The organism is Streptomyces phaeochromogenes (assembly GCF_001418655.1).
Classification (GTDB): domain Bacteria; phylum Actinomycetota; class Actinomycetes; order Streptomycetales; family Streptomycetaceae; genus Streptomyces; species Streptomyces phaeochromogenes.
Genome location: NZ_LIQZ01000166.1, coordinates 1 through 26,814, shown reverse-complemented (window position 1 = coordinate 26,814; position 26,814 = coordinate 1). Strand labels below are relative to the sequence as shown.

25 protein-coding genes are annotated in these 26,814 nt (G+C 68.9%); 1 reads left to right on the top strand and 24 read right to left on the bottom strand.

The window, feature by feature from the left end; genetic code table 11:
- A partial coding sequence (locus AOK17_RS22965) for a glycoside hydrolase family 18 protein (RefSeq protein ID WP_245697305.1) occupies positions 1 to 903 on the top strand: 903 nt, incomplete at its 5' end.
- 24 nt (positions 904 to 927) lie between these two features.
- On the opposite strand, the gene AOK17_RS22960 is transcribed toward AOK17_RS22965, so the two are convergent.
- The 24 genes from AOK17_RS22960 to nrtL form a co-directional block, all read right to left on the bottom strand.
- Complete coding sequence (locus tag AOK17_RS22960) at positions 928 to 1,374, bottom strand: DUF2550 domain-containing protein (protein WP_055614422.1); 447 nt, start codon at positions 1,372 to 1,374, stop codon at positions 928 to 930.
- 129 nt (positions 1,375 to 1,503) lie between these two features.
- Positions 1,504 to 1,878 carry a F0F1 ATP synthase subunit epsilon gene (locus AOK17_RS22955; protein WP_055614421.1) on the bottom strand — a complete coding sequence of 125 codons (375 nt, stop codon included), beginning with the start codon at positions 1,876 to 1,878 and terminating at the stop codon, positions 1,504 to 1,506.
- Between the two features lie 209 nt (positions 1,879 to 2,087).
- Positions 2,088 to 3,524 (bottom strand): F0F1 ATP synthase subunit beta, encoded by a 1,437-nt coding sequence (atpD, locus tag AOK17_RS22950; protein ID WP_055614420.1) that lies wholly within the window; start codon positions 3,522 to 3,524, stop codon positions 2,088 to 2,090.
- A complete protein-coding gene (locus AOK17_RS22945) occupies positions 3,524 to 4,441 on the bottom strand; it encodes a F0F1 ATP synthase subunit gamma (protein ID WP_055614419.1) in 918 nt (305 codons plus the stop codon). Before AOK17_RS22945 ends, atpD begins: the two co-directional genes overlap by 1 nt.
- 20 nt (positions 4,442 to 4,461) lie before the next feature.
- Positions 4,462 to 6,054 carry a F0F1 ATP synthase subunit alpha gene (gene atpA, locus AOK17_RS22940; RefSeq protein WP_055614418.1) on the bottom strand — a complete coding sequence of 531 codons (1,593 nt, stop codon included), beginning with the start codon at positions 6,052 to 6,054 and terminating at the stop codon, positions 4,462 to 4,464.
- A 139-nt stretch (positions 6,055 to 6,193) separates the two neighbouring features.
- A complete protein-coding gene (locus tag AOK17_RS22935) occupies positions 6,194 to 7,009 on the bottom strand; it encodes a F0F1 ATP synthase subunit delta (RefSeq protein WP_055614417.1) in 816 nt (271 codons plus the stop codon).
- Positions 7,006 to 7,566, bottom strand: coding sequence for a F0F1 ATP synthase subunit B (locus AOK17_RS22930; RefSeq protein ID WP_055614416.1), 561 nt, complete (start codon positions 7,564 to 7,566; stop codon positions 7,006 to 7,008). The genes AOK17_RS22935 and AOK17_RS22930 overlap by 4 nt, the downstream gene beginning before the upstream one ends.
- Positions 7,567 to 7,610: 44 nt before the next feature.
- A complete protein-coding gene (locus AOK17_RS22925; protein ID WP_055538220.1) occupies positions 7,611 to 7,850 on the bottom strand; it encodes an ATP synthase subunit c family protein in 240 nt (79 codons plus the stop codon).
- A gap of 76 nt (positions 7,851 to 7,926) precedes the next feature.
- Positions 7,927 to 8,748: a F0F1 ATP synthase subunit A gene (gene atpB / locus AOK17_RS22920; protein ID WP_055614415.1), complete on the bottom strand. Its 822-nt coding sequence runs from the start codon at positions 8,746 to 8,748 to the stop codon at positions 7,927 to 7,929.
- A gap of 225 nt (positions 8,749 to 8,973) precedes the next feature.
- Positions 8,974 to 9,411 (bottom strand): Cg1360 family ATP-synthase-associated protein, encoded by a 438-nt coding sequence (locus AOK17_RS22915; RefSeq protein WP_055614414.1) that lies wholly within the window; start codon positions 9,409 to 9,411, stop codon positions 8,974 to 8,976.
- Positions 9,412 to 9,707: 296 nt separating this feature from the next.
- Positions 9,708 to 11,126 (bottom strand): MraY family glycosyltransferase, encoded by a 1,419-nt coding sequence (locus tag AOK17_RS22910; RefSeq protein WP_055614413.1) that lies wholly within the window; start codon positions 11,124 to 11,126, stop codon positions 9,708 to 9,710.
- A 126-nt stretch (positions 11,127 to 11,252) separates the two neighbouring features.
- Positions 11,253 to 12,506: a serine hydroxymethyltransferase gene (locus tag AOK17_RS22905; RefSeq protein ID WP_055614412.1), complete on the bottom strand. Its 1,254-nt coding sequence runs from the start codon at positions 12,504 to 12,506 to the stop codon at positions 11,253 to 11,255.
- Between the two features lie 70 nt (positions 12,507 to 12,576).
- The gene (locus AOK17_RS22900; protein WP_055614411.1) at positions 12,577 to 13,257 is read right to left on the bottom strand and encodes an arsenate reductase/protein-tyrosine-phosphatase family protein; all 681 of its coding nucleotides are present in this window, start codon (positions 13,255 to 13,257) and stop codon (positions 12,577 to 12,579) included.
- Positions 13,254 to 13,901: an L-threonylcarbamoyladenylate synthase gene (locus tag AOK17_RS22895; protein WP_055614410.1), complete on the bottom strand. Its 648-nt coding sequence runs from the start codon at positions 13,899 to 13,901 to the stop codon at positions 13,254 to 13,256. Before AOK17_RS22895 ends, AOK17_RS22900 begins: the two co-directional genes overlap by 4 nt.
- Positions 13,902 to 13,985: 84 nt before the next feature.
- On the bottom strand, positions 13,986 to 14,831 hold the full coding sequence (gene prmC, locus AOK17_RS22890) for a peptide chain release factor N(5)-glutamine methyltransferase (RefSeq protein WP_055614409.1): 846 nt from the start codon (positions 14,829 to 14,831) through the stop codon (positions 13,986 to 13,988).
- Positions 14,832 to 14,901: 70 nt separating this feature from the next.
- Positions 14,902 to 15,978: a peptide chain release factor 1 gene (gene prfA / locus AOK17_RS22885; protein ID WP_055614424.1), complete on the bottom strand. Its 1,077-nt coding sequence runs from the start codon at positions 15,976 to 15,978 to the stop codon at positions 14,902 to 14,904.
- A 138-nt stretch (positions 15,979 to 16,116) separates the two neighbouring features.
- The gene (gene rpmE / locus AOK17_RS22880; protein ID WP_055614408.1) at positions 16,117 to 16,344 is read right to left on the bottom strand and encodes a 50S ribosomal protein L31; all 228 of its coding nucleotides are present in this window, start codon (positions 16,342 to 16,344) and stop codon (positions 16,117 to 16,119) included.
- Positions 16,345 to 16,510: 166 nt separating this feature from the next.
- Positions 16,511 to 17,644 (bottom strand): LCP family protein, encoded by a 1,134-nt coding sequence (locus AOK17_RS22875; protein WP_055614407.1) that lies wholly within the window; start codon positions 17,642 to 17,644, stop codon positions 16,511 to 16,513.
- Positions 17,645 to 18,049: 405 nt separating this feature from the next.
- Positions 18,050 to 20,086 carry a transcription termination factor Rho gene (gene rho, locus AOK17_RS22870; protein WP_055614406.1) on the bottom strand — a complete coding sequence of 679 codons (2,037 nt, stop codon included), beginning with the start codon at positions 20,084 to 20,086 and terminating at the stop codon, positions 18,050 to 18,052.
- 385 nt (positions 20,087 to 20,471) lie between these two features.
- The gene (gene thrB, locus AOK17_RS22865) at positions 20,472 to 21,389 is read right to left on the bottom strand and encodes a homoserine kinase (protein WP_055614405.1); all 918 of its coding nucleotides are present in this window, start codon (positions 21,387 to 21,389) and stop codon (positions 20,472 to 20,474) included.
- Positions 21,390 to 21,788: 399 nt separating this feature from the next.
- Positions 21,789 to 22,847: a threonine synthase gene (gene thrC, locus AOK17_RS22860; protein WP_055614404.1), complete on the bottom strand. Its 1,059-nt coding sequence runs from the start codon at positions 22,845 to 22,847 to the stop codon at positions 21,789 to 21,791.
- 6 nt (positions 22,848 to 22,853) lie between these two features.
- Positions 22,854 to 24,152 carry a homoserine dehydrogenase gene (locus AOK17_RS22855; RefSeq protein WP_055614423.1) on the bottom strand — a complete coding sequence of 433 codons (1,299 nt, stop codon included), beginning with the start codon at positions 24,150 to 24,152 and terminating at the stop codon, positions 22,854 to 22,856.
- A 160-nt stretch (positions 24,153 to 24,312) separates the two neighbouring features.
- Positions 24,313 to 25,704, bottom strand: coding sequence for a diaminopimelate decarboxylase (gene lysA, locus AOK17_RS22850; RefSeq protein WP_055614403.1), 1,392 nt, complete (start codon positions 25,702 to 25,704; stop codon positions 24,313 to 24,315).
- Between the two features lie 35 nt (positions 25,705 to 25,739).
- Positions 25,740 to 26,792, bottom strand: coding sequence for an ArgS-related anticodon-binding protein NrtL (nrtL, locus tag AOK17_RS22845; RefSeq protein ID WP_055614402.1), 1,053 nt, complete (start codon positions 26,790 to 26,792; stop codon positions 25,740 to 25,742).
- Positions 26,793 to 26,814: the final 22 nt, after the last annotated feature.

The window sequence follows — 26,814 nt, the reverse complement described above, 5'->3', positions numbered from 1 at the left end:
GACACCTGGGACCAGCCGCTGCGCGGCAACTTCAACCAGCTCCGCCAGCTGAAGGCCAAGTACCCGCACATCAAGGTGCTGTACTCCTTCGGCGGCTGGACCTACTCCGGCGGCTTCACGCAGGCCGCCGCCAACCCGGCCGCCTTCGCCGCCTCCTGCAAGGCGGTTGTCGAGGACCCGCGCTGGGCCGACGTCTTCGACGGCATCGACATCGACTGGGAGTACCCGAACGCCTGCGGCCTGACCTGCGACACGTCCGGCTTCAGCTCGTTCAAGACGCTCAGCCAGGCGCTGCGCACCGAGTTCGGCTCCAACTACCTGGTCACCGCGGCCATCACCGCCGACGGCTCCTCCGGCGGCAAGATCGACGCGGCCGACTACGGCGGCGCCTCGGCGTCCCTCGACTGGTACAACGTGATGACGTACGACTACTTCGGCGCCTTCGACGCGGACGGTCCGACCGCCCCGCACTCGCCGCTGACCTCGTACGCGGGCATTCCGGCGGCCGGCTTCAACTCGGCCGACGCGATCGCCAAGCTCAAGAGCAAGGGCGTACCCGCCAAGAAGCTGCTGCTCGGCATCGGGTTCTACGGGCGCGGCTGGACCGGCGTGACCCAGTCCACTCCCGGCGGCTCGGCGACCGGCGCGGCACCCGGCACGTACGAGGCGGGAATCGAGGACTACAAGGTCCTCAAGAACTCCTGCCCCGCCACCGGCACCATCGCCGGCACGGCCTACGCCTACTGCGGCAACAACTGGTGGAGCTACGACACCCCGGCCACCATCGGCTCGAAGATGACCTGGGCCAAGAACCAGGGCCTGGGCGGCGCGTTCTTCTGGGAGTTCAGCGGAGACACCAGCAACGGAGAACTGGTGAGCGCGATCAACGGCGGCCTGAACTAGCGACCGTCAGCACCAACAGACAGATCAAGCGACATTGACTCGCTGACCGGGCGGGGCTGCTTCGAGCCACGCGAGAAACCCGGTCAGCGCGTCCTCGCTCATGGCCAGCTCAAGGCGCGTACCACGATGGACGCAGGCGAGGATGATCTGGTCGGCGAGCAGCGCAAGCTCCTCCTCGCCGTCCGGGGTGCGGCGGCCGGCCACCTCGATCGCCGAACGCTCAAGGACACGGCGCGGGCGGGGAGCGTACGAGAAGATGCGGAACCACTCGATGCGGTCGCCGTTGTAGCGGGCGATGCCGTAGCCCCAGCCTTTTCCGCTGGTGTCGCTCTTCTCCGGAGCGTCCCAGCGGAGGCTGCAGTCGAACGTACCGCCGGAGCGCTGGATCAGTCGGCGGCGCAGATGGAACACGAAGAGTGCCACCGCCACCAGCACGACTACCAACCCGCACACAGTCAGAGCGAGGACCATCGACACCGACCTCCTCGTCTCCTAGGTAACGGAAAGGAAAAAAGCACCCGCATCGCCTCAGCCGCGACCCGGTCCGGAGCAAGCTCCGGTCCTGGCCGCGGCTGAGTCACATCTCGTCGCGCGCTGGTTTCAGTGCGTCGACGCCGCTCGCAGTCGGACGTCCGCGCGACGCTCGGCGGAGGCATCGCCCTCCGTCTTCGCGCGCTCGAGCTCCCGCTCCGCGCGCTGGACATCGATCTCGTCCGACAGCTCGGCGATCTCGGCCAGCAGCGACAGCTTGTTGTCCGCGAACGAGATGAAACCGCCGTGCACCGCGGCGACGACAGTTCCACCATCACTCGTACGGATGGTCACCGGGCCCGACTCCAGCACACCGAGCAGCGGCTGGTGACCGGGCATGACGCCGATGTCGCCGGACGTGGTACGCGCGACGACCAGGGTGGCCTCGCCGGACCAGACACTGCGGTCCGCGGCGACGAGCTCGACGTGCAGCTCAGCAGCCAAGGTGGGCTCCTCGGGTCACCACCCGGCTCTCGCTGCCGGGTGTTGGGTCTAAGTCTAGTGGGGCGCCGAGTACGGAAGTGCCGGGCCCCGCCCCGCCTCTCGGCCGGGGGTCCGGGGGTTGCCCCCGGGAGATGCTGCGTGGGCGTACGAAGAGGGGCGGGACGCACCCGCCCCTCTTCGTGAAGCAGTGCTCGATCAGAAGCGCTGGTTCAGGAGACGCCGAGCTCCTTGGCCTTGGCCTTGAGGTCCTCCAGGCCACCGCACATGAAGAACGCCTGCTCCGGGAAGTGGTCGTACTCGCCGTCGCAGATCGAGTTGAAGGCCGCGATCGACTCCTCCAGCGGAACGTCCGAACCGTCCACGCCGGTGAACTGCTTGGCGGCGTGGGTGTTCTGGGACAGGAAGCGCTCCACGCGACGGGCACGGTGGACGACGAGCTTGTCCTCCTCGCCGAGCTCGTCGATACCGAGGATCGCGATGATGTCCTGAAGGTCCTTGTACTTCTGCAGGACCGTCTTGACGCGCATCGCGGCGTCGTAGTGCTCCTGCGCGATGTAGCGCGGGTCCAGGATGCGGGACGTGGAGTCCAGCGGGTCCACGGCCGGGTAGATGCCCTTCTCGGAGATCGGACGGGAGAGAACCGTCGTCGCGTCGAGGTGGGCGAACGTGGTGGCCGGGGCCGGGTCGGTCAGGTCGTCCGCGGGGACGTAGATCGCCTGCATCGAGGTGATCGAGTGACCACGGGTCGAGGTGATGCGCTCCTGGAGGAGACCCATCTCGTCGGCCAGGGTCGGCTGGTAACCCACCGCGGAGGGCATACGGCCGAGCAGGGTCGAGACCTCGGAACCGGCCTGGGTGAAGCGGAAGATGTTGTCGATGAAGAACAGCACGTCCTGCTTCTGCACATCGCGGAAGTACTCCGCCATGGTCAGACCCGCCAGGGCCACGCGCAGACGGGTGCCCGGGGGCTCGTCCATCTGACCGAAGACAAGAGCGGTCTTGTCGAGAACGCCGCTCTCTTCCATCTCCGCGATGAGGTCGTTGCCCTCACGGGTGCGCTCACCGACGCCCGCGAAGACGGAGACGCCCTCGTGGAGGTTGGCGACACGCATGATCATTTCCTGGATCAGCACGGTCTTGCCGACACCGGCACCACCGAACAGACCGATCTTGCCGCCCTTGACGTACGGGGTGAGAAGGTCGACGACCTTCAGGCCCGTCTCGAACATCTCGGTCTTCGGCTCGAGCTGGTCGAACGCGGGGGCCTTGCGGTGGATGGACCACCGGTCGCCCGTGTAGGTCTCGTCGGAGTTCAGCACCTCGCCGAGGGTGTTGAACACCTTGCCCTTGGTGAAGTCACCGACCGGGACGGAGATGCCCGTGCCCGTGTCGGTCACCGCGGCCTGGCGGACCAGACCGTCGGTGGGCTGCATGGAGATGGTGCGGACCAGACCGTCACCCAGGTGCTGGGCGACCTCAAGGGTCAGCGTCTTCTTCTCGCCGGCGTTGGCCGGGTCGGCCACCTCGACGTGAAGGGCGTTGTAGATCTCCGGCATGGCGTCGACGGGGAATTCCACGTCGACGACCGGGCCGATGACCCGGGCGACGCGGCCCGTGGCAACGGCCGTCTCAACTGTCGTCGTCATTACCTGTCACTCCCCGCGGTCGCGTCGGCCAGGGCTGCGGTGCCACCGACGATCTCGCTGATTTCCTGGGTGATTTCGGCCTGGCGGGCCGCATTGGCAGATCGGGAGAGTGAAGTGATCAGGTCTCCCGCGTTGTCGGTCGCCGACTTCATCGCGCGGCGCGTGGCGGCATGCTTGGAGGCGGCCGACTGGAGCAGCGCGTTGTAGATACGGCTCTCGACGTACCGGGGCAGAAGGGCGTCGAGGACGTCCTCCGCCGACGGCTCGAAGTCGTACAGCGGAAGGATCTCGCCCTTGGACGTGGACTCCTCCGCGACCTCTTCGAGGCTGAGCGGCAGCAGTCGGCTGTCGACCGCCGTCTGCGTCATCATCGAGACGAACTCGGTGTAGACGATGTGGAGTTCGTCCACGCCGCCGTCCGCCGTCTCCTTCTCGATGGCCTCGATGAGCGGAACGGCGACCTTCTTGGCGTCCGCGTACGTGGGCTCGTCGGTGAAGCCCGACCACGACTCCGAGACCTTGCGCTCCCGGAAGTTGTAGTGGGCCAGACCGCGGCGGCCGACGATGTACGTGTCGACCTCCTTGCCCTCCGCCTCAAGACGTGCCGTCAGCTTCTCGGCGGCCTTGATGGCGTTGGAGTTGAAGGCCCCGGCGAGGCCGCGGTCGCTCGACAGGAGCAGCACAGCGGAACGCGTCGGCGCCTCGGCCTCGGTGGTCAGCGGGTGCTGGGTGTTCGAGCCCGTGCCGACCGCCGTGACCGCCCGGGTGAGCTCGGTCGCGTACGGCGTGGAGGCCGCCACCTTGCGCTGCGCCTTGACGACGCGCGAGGCGGCGATCATCTCCATCGCCTTGGTGATCTTCTTGGTCGCGGTGACGGATTTGATGCGACGCTTGTAGACCCGGAGCTGGGCTCCCATGAGTCAGGTCCCTTCCGTCGTCACTTGCCCGCAGCGGCAGGGGTGTCCTCGCCGAGCAGCTTGCCGTCCGACGTCTCGAACTGCTTCTTGAAGTCCGCGATCGCGTCGGCGATGGCCTGCAGGGTGTCGTCGCCCATCTTGCCGCCCTCCTTGATGGAGGTCATGAGGCCCTGCTCCTTGCGGTGCAGGTACTCAAGCAGCTCCTTCTCGAAGCGGCGGATGTCGTTGACCGGAACATCGTCCATCTTGCCGGTGGTACCGGCCCACACGGAGACGACCTGGTCCTCGGTGGCCATCGGCTGGTACTGAGCCTGCTTGAGCAGCTCGACCATCCGCTGACCGCGCTCCAGCTGCGACTTCGACGCGGCGTCCAGGTCGGAACCGAAGGCGGCGAACGCCTCCAGCTCACGGAACTGGGCGAGGTCCACGCGCAGTCGGCCGGACACCTGGCGCATCGCCTTGTGCTGTGCGGAACCACCGACTCGGGAGACGGAGATACCGACGTTCAGCGCGGGGCGCTGACCGGCGTTGAACAGGTCCGACTCCAGGAAGCACTGGCCGTCGGTGATGGAGATGACGTTGGTCGGGATGAACGCCGAGACGTCGTTGGCCTTCGTCTCGACGATCGGCAGACCGGTCATCGAGCCCGCGCCCATCTCGTCGGAGAGCTTCGCGCAGCGCTCCAGCAGACGGGAGTGCAGGTAGAAGACGTCACCGGGGTAGGCCTCGCGCCCCGGCGGACGGCGGAGCAGCAGGGACACGGCGCGGTAGGCGTCGGCCTGCTTCGAGAGGTCGTCGAAGATGATGAGGACGTGCTTGCCCTCGTACATCCACTGCTGGCCGATGGCCGAACCGGTGTACGGCGCAAGGTACTTGAAGCCGGCCGGGTCGGACGCCGGGGCGGCGACGATGGTCGTGTACTCCAGCGCGCCGGCCTCTTCGAGGGCGCCACGCACGGAGGCGATGGTCGAGCCCTTCTGGCCGATGGCGACGTACACGCAGCGGACCTGCTTGTTCGGGTCGCCGGTGCGCCAGTTGTCGCGCTGGTTGATGATCGTGTCGACGGCCAGGGCGGTCTTGCCGGTCTGACGGTCACCGATGATCAGCTGACGCTGGCCACGGCCGATCGGGGTCATCGCGTCGACGGCCTTGTAGCCGGTCTCCATCGGCTCGTGCACCGACTTACGGACCATGACGCCCGGGGCCTGCAGCTCGAGGGCGCGGCGGCCGGACGTCTCGATCTCGCCGAGACCGTCGATCGGGGTGCCGAGCGGGTCGACAACGCGGCCGAGGTAGCCCTCGCCGACGGCCACGGACAGGACCTCGCCGGTACGGGTGACCGGCTGCCCCTCCTCGATACCGCTGAACTCTCCGAGGATGACCGCACCGATCTCGCGCTCTTCCAGGTTGAGCGCGAGGCCGAGGGTGCCGTCCTCGAACTTCAGCAGTTCGTTGGCCATGGCCGAGGGAAGGCCCTCGACCTTCGCGATGCCGTCGCCGGCAAGGGTGACCGTACCGACCTCCTCGCGCGAGGCCGCGTCCGGCTTGTACGACTGGACAAAGTTCTCCAGCGCATCCCGGATCTCCTCCGGCCGGATCGTGAGCTCCGCCATCTGGGTTCCCTGCTCTCCTTGTTGGGCCCGAAGTTTTCTTGGGGGGTCTGGGGTCAGCCCCCAGGAATCCTCTGCACGGCCCAACCAGGGCCGTATTACCGCGTGTAACTGTTTACGTACGTCTATTGAGTTGCTGTCGCTAGCTCGCCATGCGGCGGCCGACGTCTTCCAGCCGGTCCGCGATGGAGCCGTTGATGACCTCGTCGCCGACCTGCACCCGGATCCCGCCGAGGACCTCGGGGTCCACGTCGAGGTTGAGGTGCATCTGGCGGCCGTAGAGCTTCGCGAGGGCGGCACCCAGGCGCTGCTTCTGCGGGTCGCTCAGCGGAACCGCCGAGGTGACGACGGCGACCATGCGGCTACGACGCTCGGCGGCGAGCTTGGACAGGGACTCGAGTCCCGACTCCAGGCTACGTCCCCGGGGCGCGGTCACAAGGCGCGTGACCAGACGCTCGGTCGTCGCCTTGGCCCGGCCGCCGAGCAGGCTGCGCAGCAGCTCGCTCTTGGCCGCGGTCGTGGCGCTGCGGTCGGTCAGTGCGGCACGCAGCCCGGTGTTCGAAGAGACGATCCGGCCGAACCGGAACAGCTCGTCCTCGACCTCGTCGAGCGTGCCCGCCCGCTGCGCCGCCGTGAGGTCGGCGGTGTCGGCCAGCTCCTCGATGGAGTCGACCAGGTCACGCGAGCGCGACCAGCGGGAGCGCACCAGACCGGCCACCAGATCGGCGGTCGTGCCGCCGACCTGGCCGCCGAGCAGACGCCCGGCCAGTTCGGCCTTCGCCTCTCCGGCCTGCGCCGGGTCGGTGAGGACCCGACGCAGTGACACCTCGCGGTCGAGCAGCGCGGTGACGGCGGCCAGCTCGTCGGCGAGCAGCGTCGCGTCCACGGACGTGTTGTCCGTCAGCGCGTCGAGACGCTCTCGTGCGGCGGCCAGGGCCTCGCGGCTCGCTCCGTTCATCGCGACGCCTCGGCCTTCGAAGCGGACTCGTCGAGACCGTCGAGGAACCGGTCGATCGTGCGGCTCTGCCGGGCGTGGTCCTCAAGGGACTCGCCGACGAGCTTGCCGGCCAGTTCGGTGGCCAGCTGGCCCACGTCCTGGCGCAGCGCCGACGACGCGGCCTTGCGGTCGGCCGCGATCTGCGAGTGACCGGCGGCGATGATTTCCTCGCGCTGCCGCTGGCCTTCCGCACGCATCTCGGCGATGAGCGTGGCGCCCTGCTCCTGCGCCTCCTGGCGCAGACGCGCGGCCTCGTGCCGGGCCTCGGCGAGCTGAGCCTTGTACTGCTCAAGCACGCTCTGGGCCTCGGTCTGAGCGGCCTCGGCCTTCTCGATACCGCCCTCGATGGCCTCGCGGCGCTGCTCCAGAACCTTGTTGATGTTCGGGAGGAGCTTCTTTGCGAGGAAGCCGAAGACGATGACGAAGGCGAGCAGGCCGATGACAAGCTCGGGGATCGGCGGGATGAGGGGGTTCTCTGCCTCCCCCTCAGCGGCCGCCAGAATGAGCAGGTGGCTCATATCGTTGCCTTTCGTCTGGGTTGCTGGTCGTCAGCCTGAAGAGATCAGGAGCCGTAGACGAACGGCATGACCAGACCGATGAGGGCGAGCGCCTCACAGAAGGCGAAGCCGAGGATCTGGTTGGCGCGGATCAGGCCGGCGGCCTCGGGCTGACGGGCCAGGGCCTGGGTGCCGTTACCGAAGATGATGCCGACGCCGACGCCGGGGCCGATGGCGGCGAGACCGTAGCCGATGGAGCCGAGAGCCTTGAGGTCACCGGTGACAGCGGCAAGAGTCGAGGACATGCCAGTTCTTCCTTCTCTTTCAAGGACCGGTGGGGGTTGGCCACCGGACGTCTGCGGGGTTGTGTGAGGCGCGTACTCAGTGGTGCTCGGCGAGCGCGCCCTGGATGAAGGTGCAGGTCAGGAGCACGAAGACGTACGCCTGAAGTGCCTGGACGAAGAGCTCGAAGGCCGTCATCACGATGACCATGATGAAAGAGACCCCGGCGTAGGCGATCCCGAAGCCGTTGAGCAGGTACCAGCTGGCGATCGTGAAGAGCAGAAGCAGCGTGTGGCCCGCGAACATGTTCGCGAAGAGTCGCACTGCGTGGGTGAACGGGCGGACCAACAGGTTCGAGAAGAACTCGATGACCATGGCCAGCGGCAGGACCGCGCCGAGCTCTTTGTTGTAACCCGTGAAGTTCTTGAAGGCGCCGACGAATCCATGCCGCTTGAAGGTCAGCGAGACCCACAGGATGTAGACGATCAGAGCCAGAACCAGCGGGTACGAAATGATCGACGTCACCGGGAACTGGGCGACCGGAACGATCGACCAGAGGTTCATCATCCAGATGAAGAAGAACAGCGAGACAACGAGCGGAACGTACTTCTCGCCTTCCTTCCTCCCGATGGTCTCGTAGACGATCCCGCGTCGGATGAAGTCGTAGCCCGCCTCGGCCACCATCTGCAGCTTCCCCGGAACGACCTGCGGCTTGCGGAAGGCCGCCCAGAAGAAGCCGATGATGATGACGGAGCCGAGCAGCGCCAACAGCATCGTCTTGTTGAAGTAGACAGCGTCGTCCTGGTGGCCCCAGATGGGCTCGAACAGGAACGAGTGCAGGCCGGGAGCCGGGAAGCCACAACCGTCGAAGATGTGGCAGTCGGTCTCGAAGGCGAGCACCTGCGTCGGGTCAGCACTCACCGCGGGCTCCTTCAGCGTGACGCATGGGTACGGCAACCTCGTTGTGTCGGCGCGGCGCGCAGCCGCGGTTCGGCACTGGACTGGTGTTACGGATGTGGGGGCGGCTGGAGGGCATCGAGCCTCGCGCTGGGGCAGGCGTCAGCTCACATGCCCGCGCCCGCGATGCCGCAGTTGGCACCGGACGATAGCAGGATCTCCCACCCGCGCTTATCCCGGCCCTACCCCTCACGACGAGTGCCCCGTCTTTTCGGGCTTGTCGCCCTTCGAGGAGTCGGGTTCGACATAGAGGATCTTGGCCTTCATGTGGGCACGCGCCTGGGCGCCGATCCACGCGAGCGTGGTGGCGACCAGCGTGATCGCGAAAGCCTTGGGATTGAACAGCGTCGTGTTCTTGAAGGCGGCGACGAAGATGAACAGCAGCAGAATCTGTGCCGTATAGAGCATCAGACCCATCGCCTGGAAAAGGTGCGGAAGCGATTTGGCGGTGCGCTGCAGGACGTACAGCCCGATGCCCATGAAGAGGATCACGACCAGCGTCGCGAAGCCCGCCCCGATCGCTCCCTTGCCACCGGCGACCACACCACTGACGACGGCGGCGATCGCGCCGACGGCAGCTGTGGGCACAGCGGCCTGGAGAAGGATCCGGACGTCATTGGACGGCATGGCGGCAACTCCGCTTGCTCAAGGGGGCAGGTGTCGTCATGGACGAGCGTAGTCCCGGACAGAGAGAGAACCTCACCGCCAATGGACCGTCGCACTGCGGTCCTTCGGCTCTGTCCCGGGTTCTCGTGAACCGTATCACAAACTATTTGATGAGGTCTTTACCTGGTTGGTGTGCTCGGCGTCACACATGAGAGTGAAACTGCACGTCTGTGCACTCAGGCGACCAACTTGTCTGGTATTGGGGCGGTTTACCGGCGCCGTCGTCGTCGGGCTTCTTGCACGATTCTTACCTCGCGTCAGCGGGACGTTCCGGCTTTGCGCTCGTCCAGGAGACGCGAACGGGGTCCAACAGCCGTCGCCCCATTGACTCCTGAGACACCGGCGACAACCGGAGTGCGGCGTTCCTCACGTTCACCGTCGACGCCGTCGACCTCGTCGGCGCAGTCGCCGACGCCGTCACCGGCTCCGACGGAAGTCCCGTCGTGCGTCCCGTCACCCGTGGCGTACGCGACCGCCGACGAGGCCTCCGCCGACAGCTCCGCGGCCCTGCGGCGGCGGTAGCGCGGCGGCACGAAGTGCTCGGCCCAGCGCGGGGCGCGCGGTGTGAAGCGCGGCAGCAGGAGCAGGACCAGGCCCACCGCGCTGAGCGCCATGATGCCGAGCACGATCCACATGGCCCCGGAGTTCACCGAGTAGGCCAGGGCTCCGAAGGCGACCAGGGCCGACCAGAAGTACATGATGAGCACGGCCCGGCTGTGCGAGTGCCCGATGTCCAGCAGGCGGTGGTGCAGATGCCCGCGGTCGGCGGCGAACGGTGACTGGCCGCGCCAGGTGCGCCGCACGATGGCGAGCACCAGGTCGGCCGCCGGGACGGCGATGATCGTCAGCGGCAGCAGGAGCGGGATGTAGACGGGCACCGTCTGGTGCACGGCCTCCTTCTCGGACCCGGCGAAGAGGTTCATCGCGTCCGGGTCGACCTGCCCGGTGATGGAGATGGCACCGGCCGCCAGCACCAGGCCGATGAGCATCGAGCCCGAGTCGCCCATGAAGATCCGCGCGGGATGCATGTTGTGCGGCAGGAAGCCGAGGCACATGCCCATGAGGATCGCGGCGAAGAGGGTGGCGGGGGCGGCGGACTCCAGCCCGTAGCCGTACCAGATGCGGTAGCCGTACATGAAGAACGCGGCGGACGCGATGCACACCATGCCGGCGGCGAGGCCGTCGAGGCCGTCGGCGAAGTTCACGGCGTTGATGGTGATCACGACGAGCGCGACGGTCAGCAGCGTGCCCTGCCACTGGGTCAGCGAGACCGAGCCGACGCCGGGGATCGGCAGCCACAGGATCGTCAGACCCTGCATGACCATGACGCCCGCGGCGATCATCTGGCCGCCGAGCTTGATGAGGGCGTCGATCTCGAACTTGTCGTCCAGGACGCCGATCAGCCAGATCAGGGCCGCGCCGGAGAGCAGGGCCCGCGGCTCGTTGGAGTTCTCGAAGACCTCACTGAGGTTCGTCAGGTGGTCGGCGACCAGCAGGCCGGCGCACAACCCGAAGAACATCGCGATGCCGCCCAGCCGCGGTGTGGGTTCCCGGTGCACGTCACGTGCCCGGATCTCCGGCATCGCTCCGGCCACGATCGCGAACTTCCGCACCGGCCCGGTCAGCAGGTACGTCACCGCGGCCGTGATGCAGAGCGTCAGGAGGTATTCACGCACAGGCTTCCCCACAGATCTCGCTGGCCATCTCAGCCCCACACCCTAGCTTCGTGCGCATACGGTTGGGGACTTCCGGGTAGAGCCGATGGTTGCACGAGTGGCTGTGCACCGGTGATCGGCTACCCCTCAGTGGGCGGGATAGGGCGGAAATCTTCCGGTCAGATCCCGCACTTCTTCACGTACTCCACGCCCGGCGGACTCGTCCCGCAGGGCCGTCGCGAACAGCACCGCGATGCGTGCCGTCTCGGCCTCGCCCATCCCCTGGGTGGTGAGGGCGGCCGTGCCCAGACGCAGTCCTCGCACGTCGGGATGGGGCAGGGCACAGGTGTCGAGGACCATTCCGGCCGCGGCGAGACGCCCACGGGCGGTGCGGCCGTCCACCCCGAGCGGTGCCGGGTCGACGGTGAGCAGATGGGTGTCGGTACCGCCGGTGGTGACCGCGAGCCCCTCGGCGGCCAGGCCCTGCGCCAGTACCCGCGCATTCGCCACCACCTGATGGGCGTACGCGGTGAACGCCGGTGTTGCCGCCTCGCCGAACGCGACGGCCTTGGCGGCGATGGTGTGCATCTGCGCGCCGCCCTGTGTGAAGGGGAACACGGCCCGGTCCACCCGCTCCGCCAGTTCGCTCCCGCACAGCAGCATGCCGCCGCGCGGGCCGCGCAGCACCTTGTGTGTGGTCGCGCACACCACGTCGGCGTACGGGACCGGACTGGGCGCCGCTCCCCCGGCGACGAGCCCGATGGGATGGGCCGCGTCCGCGATGAGATAGGCGCCGACCTCGTCCGCGACCTCGCGGAAGGCGGCGTAGTCGATGTGGCGGGGATACGAGATCGACCCGCACACGATGGCCTTCGGCCGGTGCGTACGGGCCAGGGTGCGCACCTGCTCGTGGTCGATGAGCCCGCTCTCGGGGTCGACGCCGTAGCCGACGAAGTCGAACCAGCGGCCGGAGAAGTTCGCGGGCGACCCGTGCGTGAGGTGGCCGCCGTGCGGCAGACCCATCGCGAGGACGGTGTCTCCCGGGCGCAGCAGGGCGGCGTACGCGGCCAGCACGGCCGAACTCCCGGAGTGGGACTGCACGTTGGCGTGTTCGGCGCCGAACAGGGCCTTGGCGCGCTCCACGGCGATGCGCTCGGCCACGTCGACGATCTCGCAGCCGCCGTGGTGCCGGGCGCCCGGATATCCCTCGGCGTACTTGTTGGCTAGCGGCGAGCCGAGCGCCGCCAGCACGGCCGGCGAGGTGAAGTTCTCGGCGGCGATGAGCTGCAGTGTCGTCGACTGCCGCTCCAGCTCCCCGAGCAGGATCTCGGCCAGCTCCGGATCCTGCCGGCCGAGCACGTCGACCGACAGCGGACCTTCAAGCGTGTGTGCGACCGGCATGGCGGACTCCGGACCTCGACAGGGGAACGCTAAGTCCAATGTAGAACCGTGACCCCACCTGCGCCCGGTGTTACGCCCGAGCGGGCACGCCCGTGAGGGCGGTCACCACCGGATCCAGCGCCTGATTGATCTCATCCCCCACCGAGCGGAAGAACGGGAGCGGGGCGCCGTACGGGTCGTACACCTCGTCCGCCTCCGCTGTGGGGGCCAGGAGCCACCCGCGTAGAGCCGCTGCCGCGCGGACCAGGGCGCGGGCGCGTTCGACCATGCCGTCCTCCAGGGGAGGGAGGGTGGCGGGGTCTATGGCGCGGACCAGGCGGGTGAACTCCTTCAGGGTGAAGGTGCGCAGGCCCGCCGAGTGGCCCATGGAGATGACCTGGGCGCGGTGGTCGCGGGTGGCCGTGAGGACGAGGTCCGCCCTGATGACGTGCTCGTCCAGCAGCTCACGCCCGACGAAGCCGGAGGCGTCCGCGCCGAAGTCGGCGAGGACCGCCTCCGCGTTGGCCTCCATGGGCGCGCCCTCATGACCCCAGGTGCCGGCGCTCTCCACGATCAGGCCGCCCCACAGGGGGTCGCCGAGCCGGTCCGCCAGGGCATGACGGGTCAGCCGCTCGGTGATCGGCGAGCGGCACACATTGCCGGTGCTGACGTGGAGGATGCGAAAAGAGGAGTCCCCCGAGGCCCCGTCGCCGTAAGCCCCCGTGTACCCCGTCCCCGTACCTATGCCACGCCCCGCGTCAGGGGCTGTCAATTCGCCACCTCAAGGTCGGGGACGACCTTTCGCAGCTCCTCCGCGGACAGGGCTCCCGCCCGCAGGAGCACCGGCACCTTGCCCGTGACGTCGACGATCGACGACGGGACGTTGCCGGGGGTCGGCCCGCCGTCCAGGTAGACGGAGACGGAGTCGCCGAGCATCTCCTGCGCGGCGTCACAGTCCTCGGGGGCCGGGTGGCCGGTCAGGTTCGCGGAGGAGACCGCCATCGGACCGACCTCGGTCAGCAGCTCGATGGCGACCGGGTGCAGCGGCATGCGTACGGCGACCGTGCCACGGGTGTCCCCCAGGTCCCACTGGAGGGACGGCTGGTGCTTGGCGACGAGCGTGAGCGCGCCGGGCCAGAACGCGTCGACGAGCTCCCACGCCATCTCGGAGAAGTCGGTGACCAGGCCGTGCAGCGTGTTCGGGGAGCCGATGAGGACGGGCGTGGGCATGTTCCGGCCGCGGCCCTTGGCCTCCAGCAGGTCGGTCACGGCCTCCGAGCTGAACGCGTCGGCGCCGATGCCGTACACGGTGTCGGTCGGCAGCACCACGAGCTCGCCGCGGCGGACGGCGGACGCGGCCTCGCGCAGACCCGTCGAGCGGTCGGTCGCGTCGTTGGTGTCGTATCGCCGTGCCATATCAGCAAGCCTCCTCGAACACGCGGGCCCCGTTGGCCGCGCATCTAACGTTTTCCACGTCGTCCACGCAAGAAGTCGCCGCTGTCATGGCGTCGCCCTGCGGGCGGTCGCGAACCGCGGCCGGTTGTTGAGGTCGGGATGGTCCGCGGCGTCGGCCCAGCCCCGCTCCTCGGTGAAGATCCACGGCACCTGCCCGCCCTGGGTGTCGGCGTGCTCGATGACGACGACACCGCCGGGCCGCAGCAGCCGGTGCGCGGTGCGCTCCAGACCGCGGATGAGGTCGAGGCCGTCCTCCCCGGAGAACAGGGCGAGTTCGGGATCGTAGTCCCGGGCCTCCGGAGCGACGTACTCCCATTCGGTCAGCGGGATGTACGGCGGGTTGGAGATGACGAGGTCGACCTGGCCGTCGAGGTCGCGGAACGCGTCCAGGGCGTTGCCCTGGCGCAGGTCGACCCTGGATCCCTCGACGTTCTTACGGGTCCACCGCAGGGCGTCCTCGGACAGTTCGACGGCGTGGACGCGCGAGCGCGGCACCTCCTGCGCGAGGGCGAGCGCGATCGCGCCCGAGCCGGTGCACAGGTCGACGATCAGCGGCTCGACGACGTCCATCGCGCGTACGGCGTCTATGGCCCAGCCGACCACGGACTCCGTCTCGGGCCGGGGCACGAACACGCCCGGCCCGACCTGGAGTTCCAGATAGCGGAAGTAGGCCCGCCCGGTGATGTGCTGGAGCGGCTCGCGGGCCTCGCGGCGCGCGATCACCTCCCAGTACCGGGCGTCGAAGTCCGCGTCCTTGACGGTGTGCAGCTCGCCCCGCTTCACGCCGTGCACGAACGCGGCGAGTTCCTCGGCGTCGTTGCGCGGCGAGGGCACGCCGGCGTCGGCCAGCCGCTGGGTGGCCTGGGCCACTTCCGCGAGCAGCAGGTTCACGCTGGTCCTCCGGGAGCTGTGCTGTTGTCCGTCGAGCGGATGTGTACTGCGCTGTGTACTTGTACGTGCCTTACGCCGCGGCGAGCTTGGCGGCCGAGTCCGCGTCGACGCACGCCTGGATCACCGCGTCCAGATCGCCGTCGAGCACCTGGTCCAAGTTGTACGCCTTGAAGCCGACCCGGTGGTCCGAGATGCGGTTCTCCGGGAAGTTGTACGTACGGATCTTCTCGGAGCGGTCGACGGTACGGACCTGGCTGCGGCGGACGTCCGCCGCATTGCGCTCCGCCTCCTCCTGCGCCGCGGCGAGCAGCCTGGAGCGCAGGATACGCATCGCCTGCTCCTTGTTCTGCAGCTGGCTCTTCTCGTTCTGGCAGGAGGCGACGACTCCGGTGGGAATGTGCGTGATGCGCACGGCGGAGTCGGTGGTGTTGACGGACTGTCCGCCGGGCCCGGAGGAGCGGTAGACGTCGATCCGCAGGTCGTTCGCGTGGATCTCGACGTCGACCTCCTCGGCCTCGGGCGTGACGAGCACACCGGCGGCGGAGGTGTGGATCCGGCCCTGCGACTCGGTCGACGGCACCCGCTGCACGCGGTGCACCCCGCCCTCGTACTTCAGCCGCGCCCAGACGCCCTGGCCGGGCTCGGTGGCGCCCTGGCCGCCCTTGGTCTTCACGGCGACCTGGACGTCCTTGTAGCCGCCCAGCTCGGACTCGGTGGCGTCGATGATCTCGGTCTTCCAGCCGACGCGCTCGGCGTACCGGAGATACATGCGCAGCAGGTCACCGGCGAACAGGGCCGACTCGTCGCCGCCCGCGCCCGCCTTGACCTCCAGGATGACGTCCTTGTCGTCGCTGGGGTCGCGCGGGACGAGAAGCAGCCGCAGCTTCTCCGTCAGTTCCTCGCGCTGCTTCTCCAGCTCCTTGACCTCGGCCGCGAAGTCCGGGTCGTCGGCGACGAACTCCTTCGCCGTCTCGATGTCGTCCCCGGTCTGCTTCCAGGAGCGGTACGTCGCGACGATCGGGGTGAGCTCGGCGTAGCGCTTGTTGAGCTTGCGCGCGTTGGCCTGGTCGGCGTGGACCGACGGGTCAGCGAGCTTCTTCTCCAGATCGGCGTGCTCGCCGATCAGTTCCTCGACCGCCTCGAACATCTCCGGCTCCAATGGACTGTCCCCCGCTCCATGACGGGCGCGGGGACGTAGGTACTACGACGAATAGGGGCTGCACCGCAAAGCGCCGGTCCCAGCGCCCCCTGGACGGAGGCTCCGGAGACCGGCGCTGTGGGCTCGCTACTTGTTGTCAGCGGCAGCCTTGGCCTTGCCGAAGCGGGCCTCGAAGCGGGCCACGCGGCCACCGGTGTCGAGGATCTTCTGCTTGCCCGTGTAGAACGGGTGGCACTCGGAGCAGACCTCGGCGCGGACGGTGCCGCTGGAGATCGTGCTGCGGGTGGTGAACGACGCGCCACAGGTGCAGCTGACCTGCGTCTCGACGTACTCGGGGTGGATGTCGCGCTTCAAGGTGTCTCCTAGTTTCGGGAGGGCGCCGGGTCGCTGCCGCGGGCTGCGGAGCGTGAACCGGGGCCGACGTACCAGTCTGCCAGCACTGGCGCCATCCCCCAAAACCGGGGGTTCGCGTCGGGTATTCCCCGCGGGCCCGCAGACAACGAACCGCCCGGCGGAGCGCCTAGCTCACGACACCCTTCGCGGCGCCCGTAGCCGCACCCTTGGTCGCCGACTTCGGGATCGGGCGGTCGTTCTTGAGGGCGTCCCAGACCTGCTGGGACTTGGCCTTGAGGACGAGGACGCGGTTGCCGTCGGCCGGGTCGTACTGGACCGGCATCGTCACCATGTTCATGTTGGACGGGCTGATGCCCTTGAGGCCGTTGGCGAACGAGGCCAGGTCCTTGACCGAGTCGAGGTCGGTGTCGGTGGTGACGGTCTTGGTCGCTGTGTCGGCGAGGTCGAACAGCTTCTTCGGGCTGGTCAGTACGCCGATGTCCTTGACCTGCTCGACCAGGGCCTTGATGAACGCCTGCTGGAGCTGGATCCGGCCGAGGTCGGAGCCGTCACCGACGCCGTGCCGGGTGCGGACCAGTCCGAGCGCCTGCTTGCCGGTGAGCTGGTGCGTGCCGGCCTTCAGGTTGAGGTGGCTCTCCTCGTCCCGGATGCTCTTGGTCGTGGTGACCTTGACCCCGCCGAGCTCGTCGATGAGCTTCTGGAAGCCGCTGAAGTCGACCTCGATGTAGTGGTCCATGCGGATGCCGGTCATCGACTCGACGGTCTTCACGGCACAGGCGGCGCCACCGGTCGAGTACGCGGAGTTGAACATCACCTGGGACCCGGCGTCGTGCTCGACGCCCTTGCTGTCGGTGCACTCGGGCCGGTCCACGAGGGTGTCCCGGGGTATGGAGACCACGCTGGCCTTCTTGTGGCCCTCGTAGACGTGCACGATCATCGCGGTGTCCGAGCGGGCGCTGCCGTCGTCGACGCCGCCGCCGAGCTTCTTGTTGCCGCCGGAGCGGGTGTCGGAGCCGAGTACGAGGATGTCCTGCGAGCCGTTGTCGACGTCCAGGGGCCGGTCGGTGCCGAGTGCCTGGTTGATGTCGACGCTCTTGATGTTGTCGTTGAGCTTGAAGTACATGAACCCGAGGCCACTGCCGCCCAGCACGACGACGCCCGCGGCGGCCCAGGCCGTGATGACGAGCGCCTTGTGGCGCGTGCTCCGCGGCTTGCGGCGGCTGCCCTTGGCGCGGCGGCGCGGGGCGCTCGAACCGGAATCCTCCGGTGTGCCGGGTTCCGGCATGCTCTCGGCAGACATGTGCTCCTCAGTCCTCGTACGTTCGGTTACCCCCTGCAGTCAGGGTCAGGCGTGGTCATCTGCCGCGACGTCTCTGTCAGGACCCGTCCGGTCAGACGTTGAAACCGAAAAAAGGGTTGCACGACGCGCTGTGACCGCGCTGTGGATCAACGAACACACTGAGTGAGGGGCCGGGCGGGCCGTCGAGCGCTCACCTGGGCTTTCGATGGCGGACGGCGTGCTTCCGCGACGACGTGGCGCTCTTCACATCTGTGGCGAAGGTCTCTCCAGGGCCCATTTCGCCGGGGCTCCGGCGACTCGAAAAGGGTCACCACGACGGTCCCTGCCACGGTCAACGCGAAGGGCCACCCCTCTACGTACAAGGGGTGGCCCTTCGCGGTACCGGCCCGGCCGGCCGCGGATCCGTCAGTCGTTGCCGTTGCCCGGCATCGGCGTCGTCTTCTGGATCTGCAGCAGGAACTCGGCGTTCGACTTCGTCTGCTTCATCTTGTCCAGGAGCAGCTCGATCGCCTGCTGCTGGTCGAGCGCGTGCAGCACGCGACGCAGCTTCCAGGTGATGGCGAGCTCGTCGCTGCCGAGCAGGAGCTCTTCCTTACGGGTACCGGACGCGTCGACGTCCACCGCCGGGAAGACGCGCTTGTCGGCGAGCTTGCGGTCGAGCTTGAGCTCGGCGTTACCCGTGCCCTTGAACTCCTCGAAGATGACCTCGTCCATGCGCGAGCCGGTGTCGACGAGCGCGGTGGCCAGGATGGTCAGCGAGCCGCCGTCCTCGATGTTGCGCGCGGCACCGAAGAAGCGCTTCGGCGGGTACAGCGCGGTCGAGTCGACACCACCGGAAAGGATGCGGCCGGAGGCCGGAGCGGCGAGGTTGTACGCACGGCCCAGACGCGTGATCGAGTCGAGCAGTACGACGACGTCGTGACCCAGCTCCACCAGACGCTTGGCACGCTCGATGGCGAGCTCGGCGACCGTGGTGTGGTCCTCGGCCGGACGGTCGAAGGTCGAGGAGATGACCTCGCCCTTCACCGACCGCTGCATGTCGGTGACCTCTTCCGGACGCTCGTCGACCAGGACGACCATCAGGTGGCACTCGGGGTTGTTGTGCGTGATCGCGTTGGCGATCGCCTGCATGATCATGGTCTTGCCGGTCTTCGGCGGGGCCACGATCAGACCGCGCTGGCCCTTACCGATCGGCGCGACGAGGTCGATGATGCGGGTCGTCAGCACGCCCGGGTCGGTCTCCAGACGGAGCCGGTCCTGCGGGTAAAGGGGCGTCAGCTTGTTGAACTCCGGGCGGCCACGGCCTGATTCGGCGGCCATGCCGTTCGCGGAGTCGAGGCGGACCAGCGCGTTGAACTTCTCGCGGCGCTCGCCGTCCTTGGGCTGACGCACCGCGCCGGTGACGTGGTCACCCTTGCGCAGACCGTTCTTGCGGACCTGGGCCAGGGAGACGTACACGTCGTTCGGGCCGGGCAGGTAGCCCGACGTACGAATGAACGCGTAGTTGTCGAGGATGTCCAGGATGCCCGCGACGGGAATCAGGACGTCGTCGTCGGCGACCTGCGGCTCGTTGGGGCCGAACTCGTCGCGGCCGCGCCGGCCACGACGGTCCCGGTAACGACCGCGGCGGCCACGGCGGCCACCCTCGAAGTCGTCGTCGTCCTGGGGCCCGTTGTCACGCTGGCGGTCCTGGCGGTCCTGACGACCGCCGCCCTGCTGCTGGCCGCCCTGACGGTCCTGGCGGTCCTGGCGCTGCTGGTTGCCGCCACCCTGGCCGCCCTGTCCGCCGCCCTGCTGCTCGTCGCCCTTGCCACGGCGGTCGCGGTCGCCGCGGCCTCCGCGGTCACGGTCGCCGCGCTCGCCACGGTCACGGCGGTCGCGGCGGCCCTGACGGCCCTCGCCACCGTCACCGGCGTCGCCCTGGGACTGGGCGGGCGCCTCGGACTTCGGCTCACTCTTCGCCTCGGCGGTGACCGTCTCGGGGCTGCCGGCCTCGGAGGTCGCGCGGCGCCGGCGGCGCTCGGCCGGGGCGTCGTCACTCGCGGGCTGGCCGGGGATCTCGATCTGCTGCTGTGCCACGGCCTTCTCGGCCTTGGCCTCCGCCTTCTTGTCGGCAGGAGCGGCGTCGTCGCCCGTACGAGCCTTCGAGGTGGCCCGGCGCTTCGGCTTGGTCTCGGTGGCGGTCTCGGCCTTGGCCGGAGCACCCCCGCCCGCCTGCGCCTCCTTGATGACCTCGATCAGCTGGCTCTTGCGCATCCGCGCGGTGCCCCTGATGCCGAGGCCGGATGCGACCTGCTGCAGCTCGGCCAGCACCATGCCCTCGAGGCCGGTACCGCGGCGCCGACGGGAGCCGGCACCGGTGGCAGGCGCGGAGGCGTCCGTGGCGGGCGCGGCAGCGGTCTCCTCGACACGTGCGCCCATCAGATCGGTGGTGTCGCTCACGAAGGGTCCTTCCCTGGAGCGGACGTCGGCCTGTCTGGCTCGGCGACCGGTTGTGCTGTCCGGCAGTGGTCCTTGCTGTGTGGACCGTGCCGGGGCGGTGGTCCGCCAAAAGGCGGAGGGAATTTCTGGGATGGCGATTCCCGGGGCCGGGGCACTGAGGTTCCGTGTCCATCGGCTCGGTCACGCCGGTTCCGGAGCGTGCTCAGCACCGCTCAGCGCGTAGCACCCAATGCATGGCACAAAGCGATTTGGGGGGCTCCCGGAAGAATGGTTGTCCCGGACGGGGACGTGAAGCACCTCGCCATGGTGGGGTCGGGTGCAGACTTGAGGTTAACACTACCGGATCCAACAAACATTCCCCCTCTCGAAATCCGGCGACCGTGTGTCACGGAGCAAGCGGCAGCACGCTCGCCCCCGTGGCGTCGAGGCCCAGCCGGTTGGCCGCCCAGCCCTCGCCCGCCAGTCGTGCGACCTTGTCGGCCGCGGTGTCGGCGGCGAGCGCGAGCACGGTGGGCCCGGCGCCGGAGATCACCGCGGGAATTCCGTCGGCCCGCAGCCGCTCCACCAGAGCCGCGCTCTCCGGCATGGCAGGGGCGCGGTACTCCTGGTGCAGCCGGTCCTCGGTGGCGGGCAGCAGCAGCTCGGGGCGCCTGGTCAGAGCCTCGACAAGCAGTGCGGCGCGGCCCGCGTTGGCCGCGGCGTCGACGTGCGGAACGGAGCGCGGGAGCAGTCCCCGGGCGGTCTCGGTGAGGACCGGCTTGGCCGGTACGAAAACCACCGGAACGATGGAATCGGCGGGTTCCATCCTGATGGCGCGCGCTGATCCGCCCTCCAGCCAGGACAGCGTGAAACCACCGAGCAGACACGCCGCGACGTTGTCGGGGTGGCCCTCGATCTCCGTCGCCAGCTCCAGGAGCGCCTCGTCGTCGAGCTTGCTGTCGCCGCCTATGGTCACAGCGCGTGCAGCGACGATGCCCGCGCAGATGGCCGCCGACGAGGACCCGAGACCCCTGCCGTGCGGGATGCGGTTGGCGCAGACGATCTCAAGACCGCGCGGCTGTCCGCCGAGCAGATCGAAGGCGGTGCGCAGGGAGCGTACGAGCAGATGGCTCTCGTCGCGTGGGAGCGTCTCGCTGCCCTCGCCTGCGATGTCGATGTTCAGTCCGGAGTCGGCCACCCGGACGACCACGTCGTCGTACAACCCCAGTGACAGACCGAAGGCGTCGAAGCCCGGGCCGAGGTTGGCACTGGTGGCGGGGACGCGCACCCGGACGGCGGCGGCGCGGAACGCTGGACCGGCCATCGCTCGATGACTCTCCTTGAGCTTGAGCTGCGAGATTGTCGAAATCCTGCGAGACATACGGAAAATGCGGAAGACCCAGAGGCCGCAGGGACTGCGCGGCACCGCGGCATATGCGGCGGGCGGGTTCGGTACAGCCTATCGAAGGAAGGTTCTGTGGCGACATAGGGCGCACAGGAGGCGCACGATGCGTGTCGTAAGCCCCTCGTGCACCCCCCCTTTTTTTCAAAGCTCGGTTCGCCTCCGGGGCGCAAAAGCCTGTGTCGAGACGGCGATCGTGCTCGACCCTCCTTCGTCGGGCGCTCCGCGCGTTCGCCGTCTCGACACAGGCGCGCCCCTTCGGCTCACTCGCTGTTGGGGGGCCGGGGTTGGTGTGGGGCTATGCCAGGCCGAGGTCCCGTGTTACGCGAGGCCGAGGCGCTCGGCGGCCGTTGCCGCGTCGACCGGAACCGTGACCGGCTGCGGTGCGCCCGCGACGGCCCAGTCGGGGTCCTTGAGGCCGTTTCCGGTCACCGTGCAGACGATGCGCTGGCCCGGGTCGACCTTGCCCTGCTCGGCGGCCTTGAGCAGGCCGGCGACCGAGGCCGCGGAGGCGGGCTCCACGAAGACACCCTCCTGAGCGGCCAACAGGCGGTAGGCGCGCAGGATCTCACGGTCCGTCACCTCGTCGATGAAGCCGCCCGACTCATCCCGCGCGGCCAGCGCGAACTTCCACGAGGCCGGGTTGCCGATGCGGATCGCGGTGGCGATCGTCGAGGGGTCCTTGACGACCTCGCCGCGCACGATGGGCGCGGAACCGGATGCCTGGAAGCCCCACATGCGCGGGGTCTGCCGGGCGATCCCGTCGGTGGCGTACTCGGTGTACCCCTTCCAGTACGCGGTGATGTTGCCCGCGTTGCCCACCGGAAGGACGTGGATGTCGGGGGCGTCGCCCAGCATGTCCACGATCTCGAAGGCGGCGGTCTTCTGCCCTTCGATACGCACCGGGTTCACCGAATTGACCAGCGCCACCGGGTAGTTGTCGGAGAGGCTGCGCGCCAGCGTGAGGCAGTCGTCGAAGTTGCCGTCGACCTGGAGGATCTTCGCGCCGTGTACGAGGGCCTGGCCCATCTTGCCGAGCGCGATCTTGCCCTGCGGTACAAGAACGGCACACACCATTCCGGCCCGTACGGCATACGCGGCGGCGGACGCCGACGTGTTGCCCGTCGAGGCACAGATGACGGCCTTCGCGCCCTCCTCCTTGGCCCGCGTGATGGCCATGGTCATGCCGCGGTCCTTGAAGGACCCGGTGGGGTTCGCACCCTCGACCTTGAGGTGGACCTCGCAGCCCGTGCGCTCGGAGAGCACCTGCGCCGGCACGAGCGGCGTACCGCCCTCGCGCAGCGTCACGACCGGCGTGGTGTCGGATACCGGCAGCCGGTCCCGGTACTCCTCGATGATTCCGCGCCACTGGTGGGTCATTGCTCGTTACTCTCCTTCAACCCGCATGATGCTGGCGACACCCCGCACGGTGTCGAGGTTGCGCAACGCCTCGACGGTCCCGTTGAGGGACGCGTCGGACGCGCGGTGCGTGACGACGACGAGAGAAGCCTCGCCGCCTCCGTCCTGTCGGCCTTGCTGCCGAACGGTATCGATCGAGACACCGTGCTCGGCGAAAACGGTCGCAACCTGGGCGAGAACGCCCGGTTTGTCCGCCACATCGAGGCTGATGTGATAGCGGGTCACGACCTCGCCCATGGGGCTCACGGGCAGCTGGGTGTACGCCGAGTCGCCGGGCCCGGTCGCGCCGCTGAGCTTGTTGCGGCAGACCGCGACGAGGTCACCGAGGACGGCGGAGGCGGTCGGCGCACCACCGGCGCCCGGCCCGTAGAACATGAGCTGCCCGGCGGCGTCCGACTCGACGAACACGGCGTTGTACGCGCCGCGCACGGAGGCGAGCGGGTGGCTCAGCGGAATCATGGCGGGGTGCACGCGCGCGGTGACCGAGCCCCCGTCGGCGGCCCGCTCACAGATGGCGAGCAGCTTGATGGTGCAGCCCATCCGCGTCGCCGAGGCGAAGTCGGCGGCGGTGACCTCGGTCATGCCCTCGCGGTAGACGTCGTCGAGACGCACGCGCGTGTGGAAGGCGATCCCGGCGAGGATGGCGGCCTTGGCGGCGGCGTCGAAGCCCTCGACGTCGGCGGTGGGGTCGGCTTCGGCGTACCCGAGGGCGGTGGCCTCGTCGAGAGCCTCCTGATACCCGGCGCCGGTCGAGTCCATCTTGTCGAGGATGAAGTTGGTGGTGCCGTTGACGATGCCCAGCACGCGGTTGACCTTGTCGCCGGCGAGGGACTCGCGCAGCGGGCGGATCAGCGGGATGGCACCGGCGACGGCGGCCTCGTAATAGAGGTCCCTGCCGTGCTCCTCGGCGAGGGCGTGCAGCGCGGCACCGTCCTGGGCGAGGAGCGCCTTGTTCGCGGAGACGACGGACGCGCCGTGCTCCAAGGCGGTGGTGATGAGCGTACGGGCGGGCTCGATACCGCCGATGACCTCGACGACGACGTCGATGTCCCCGCTCTTGACGAGCGCGGTGGCGTCGGTGGTGACGAGGGCGGGGTCGATGCCCTCACGCACCTTGGAGGGCCGGCGTACCGCCACACCCGCCAGTTCGACGGGGGCACCGATGCGCGCGGCGAGATCGTCGGCGTGCGTCGTCATGATGCGCGCCACCTCTGAGCCGACAACCCCACAGCCCAGCAGCGCCACCTTCAGCGGACGCGTACGCATCATCCGACCTCGTTTCCTCATACCGTCACGGTGGGACCAGTCTCACTCACCGGACGGGGGTTTCTATCCCTCGTCCGGATCGTGAGATGTCTATTTCATTTGCGCGAGGGCGGCAGACGGGAGATCTTCCGCCCCGCTCAGCATTGTGCCGTCATTCCTGTCAGCCGACGTCGAGACGCAGGAGGTCCTCCTCCGTCTCGCGGCGGACGATCACGCGTGCCTCACCGTCGCGGACCGCGACGACCGGCGGGCGCAGGGCGTGGTTGTAGTTGCTCGCCATCGAGCGGCAGTACGCACCGGTGGCCGGCACCGCGATGAGGTCGCCGGGCGCGAGGTCGGACGGCAGGAAGGCGTCCTTCACGACGATGTCGCCGCTCTCGCAGTGCTTGCCGACGACGCGTACGAGCATGGGTTCGGCGTCGCTCGTCCGCGAGACGAGGGCGACGCTGTACTCGGCGTCGTACAGCGCGGTGCGGATGTTGTCGGACATGCCGCCGTCGACGGAGACGTACGTACGCAGTCCTTCGAGGGGCTTGATGGTGCCGACCTCGTAGAGCGTGAAGGCGGTCGGCCCGACGATGGCGCGCCCGGGCTCGACCGAGATCCGGGGCGTCCGCAGCTTGGCGGCCTCGCACTCGCGCGTGACGATCTCGCCGAGGGCCTTGGCGATCTCGTGCGGCTCGCGGGGGTCGTCGTCGCTGGTGTAGGCGATACCGAGGCCACCGCCGAGGTCGATCTCGGGAAGCTCGACGCCGTGCTCGTCACGGACGGCGGCCAGGAGGGCCACGACACGACGGGCGGCGACTTCGAAGCCCGCCATGTCGAAGATCTGCGACCCGATGTGGGAGTGGATGCCGATCAGTTCGAGCCCGTCGAGGGTCAGCGCGCGCCGTACGGCCTCGGCGGCCTGCCCGTCCGCGAGCGCGATGCCGAACTTCTGGTCCTCGTGCGCGGTGGCGATGAACTCGTGCGTGTGAGCCTCGACGCCGACGGTCACCCGGATCTGCACGCGCTGCCGCGTGCCGAGCGACTGCGCGATGTGGGCAACGCGCACGATCTCCTGGAACGAATCGAGAACGATCCGCCCGACACCGGCCTCGATGGCCTGAGTGATCTCCTCCGTCGACTTGTTGTTGCCGTGGAAGGCGATGCGGTCGGCGGGCATCCCGGCGGAGAGGGCGGTGGTCAGCTCGCCGCCGGAGCAGACGTCGAGGTTGAGCCCCTCCTCGTGCAGCCAGCGCACGATGGCCCGGGACAGGAACGCCTTCCCGGCGTAGAACACGTCGGCGTCATGCCCGAAGGCGGTACGCCAGGCACGCGCCCGCGCCCGGAAGTCCGTCTCGTCGACGAAGTAGGCGGGGGTACCGAACTCCTCGGCGAGCGCGGCGACGCCGATCCCCCCGACGCTGACCTCCCCGGTGTCCGTACGCGTGACGGTCTGGGCCCAGACCTTCGGGTCGAGGGCGTTCACGTCGGCGGGCGGGGCGGAGTAGTGGCCCTCGGGCCAGACATCGGCGTGACGGGGCCCGGCGGGGTGTGCGGAACGGCTCATGGCTGTATGGGCTTTCTCAGAGATTCTGGAGACATCTAGAGATGTTCTGGGGCGTCGATGCCGAGCAGGGACAGGCCACCGGCCAGCACCGCCCCGGCGGCTTCGGCAAGCGCGAGCCGGGCACGGTGGGCGGCCGAGGGTTTCTCGTCACCCAGCGGAAGCACGGTGTGCTGAAAGGCGAGCACCGCGTCGGCGGTGGTGACGAGATGCCGGGCGAGACGGTCGGGGGCGCGGTGGCGGGCGGCGGTGGCGAGGGCGTGCGGGTACGCGGCGAGGGCGTCGACGAGGTGTGTCGCGTCGTTGTCCTGTACGTCGCCGGGGGCGCTGGTGAGGCCGAGGGCGGCGGCGTTGCGGCTGAGGGCCCGGGTGCGGGCGTGGGCGTACCGGACCCTGAAGAGGGGGTTGGTCTCGCGCTGGAGGAGATGGTCCGAGGTGATGCGGGGACGGTCGTGCGACGCGGGGTGCAGCAGCGCCCAGCGGGCGGCGTCGCGGCCCAGCGGGGTGGGATCCTGGCCGGCCGGTACGGGCCGGATGTTGACCTTGAGAGGCGCCGGCGCGGCCGGGGTGCCGTGGGCGTCGACGCTGACACCGAGGACGGCTGCCCAGGCCGGGTCGGGCTCGTCCTCGCAGGAAGTACGGACGAGGGCGCCCTGGGAGCGAAGAATCCGGGCGACGGCGTGAGCGGTGACGGCGGCGCGTACTTCGCGGGGGTGGTGGAGCTGTACGAGTTCCCCGGTGGGCTCGTCGACGACCCCGTACCGCGCACCGCGCCGCAGGATCTCGGCGACAAGAGCCTGCTCTCCGCTCCCGTCGAGGGTGATGTTGAGAAAGCCGGGCCCGGTGATGTCGACGCCGGCCACGCCTTCCGCGTCCGCGAGGTGCGACCGCAGGATCCGGGCGACCTCCTGCGGCGGACGGCCGGCGGGGCGGGCCAGCTGCAGGGCGACGTTCGTGGCGTAGTCCCCGCGTCCACCGGGCCCCGGGGGCGCGACCTGGGCCCGCTCCGGCACCGGCGCGACGAGCTCACCCGCGTCCACCGCACGGCGCACGGCACGCAGAACGGTACGGGAGAGCTCGACGGGGGTCACGGGACAAGCGTAGGGGAGGAGG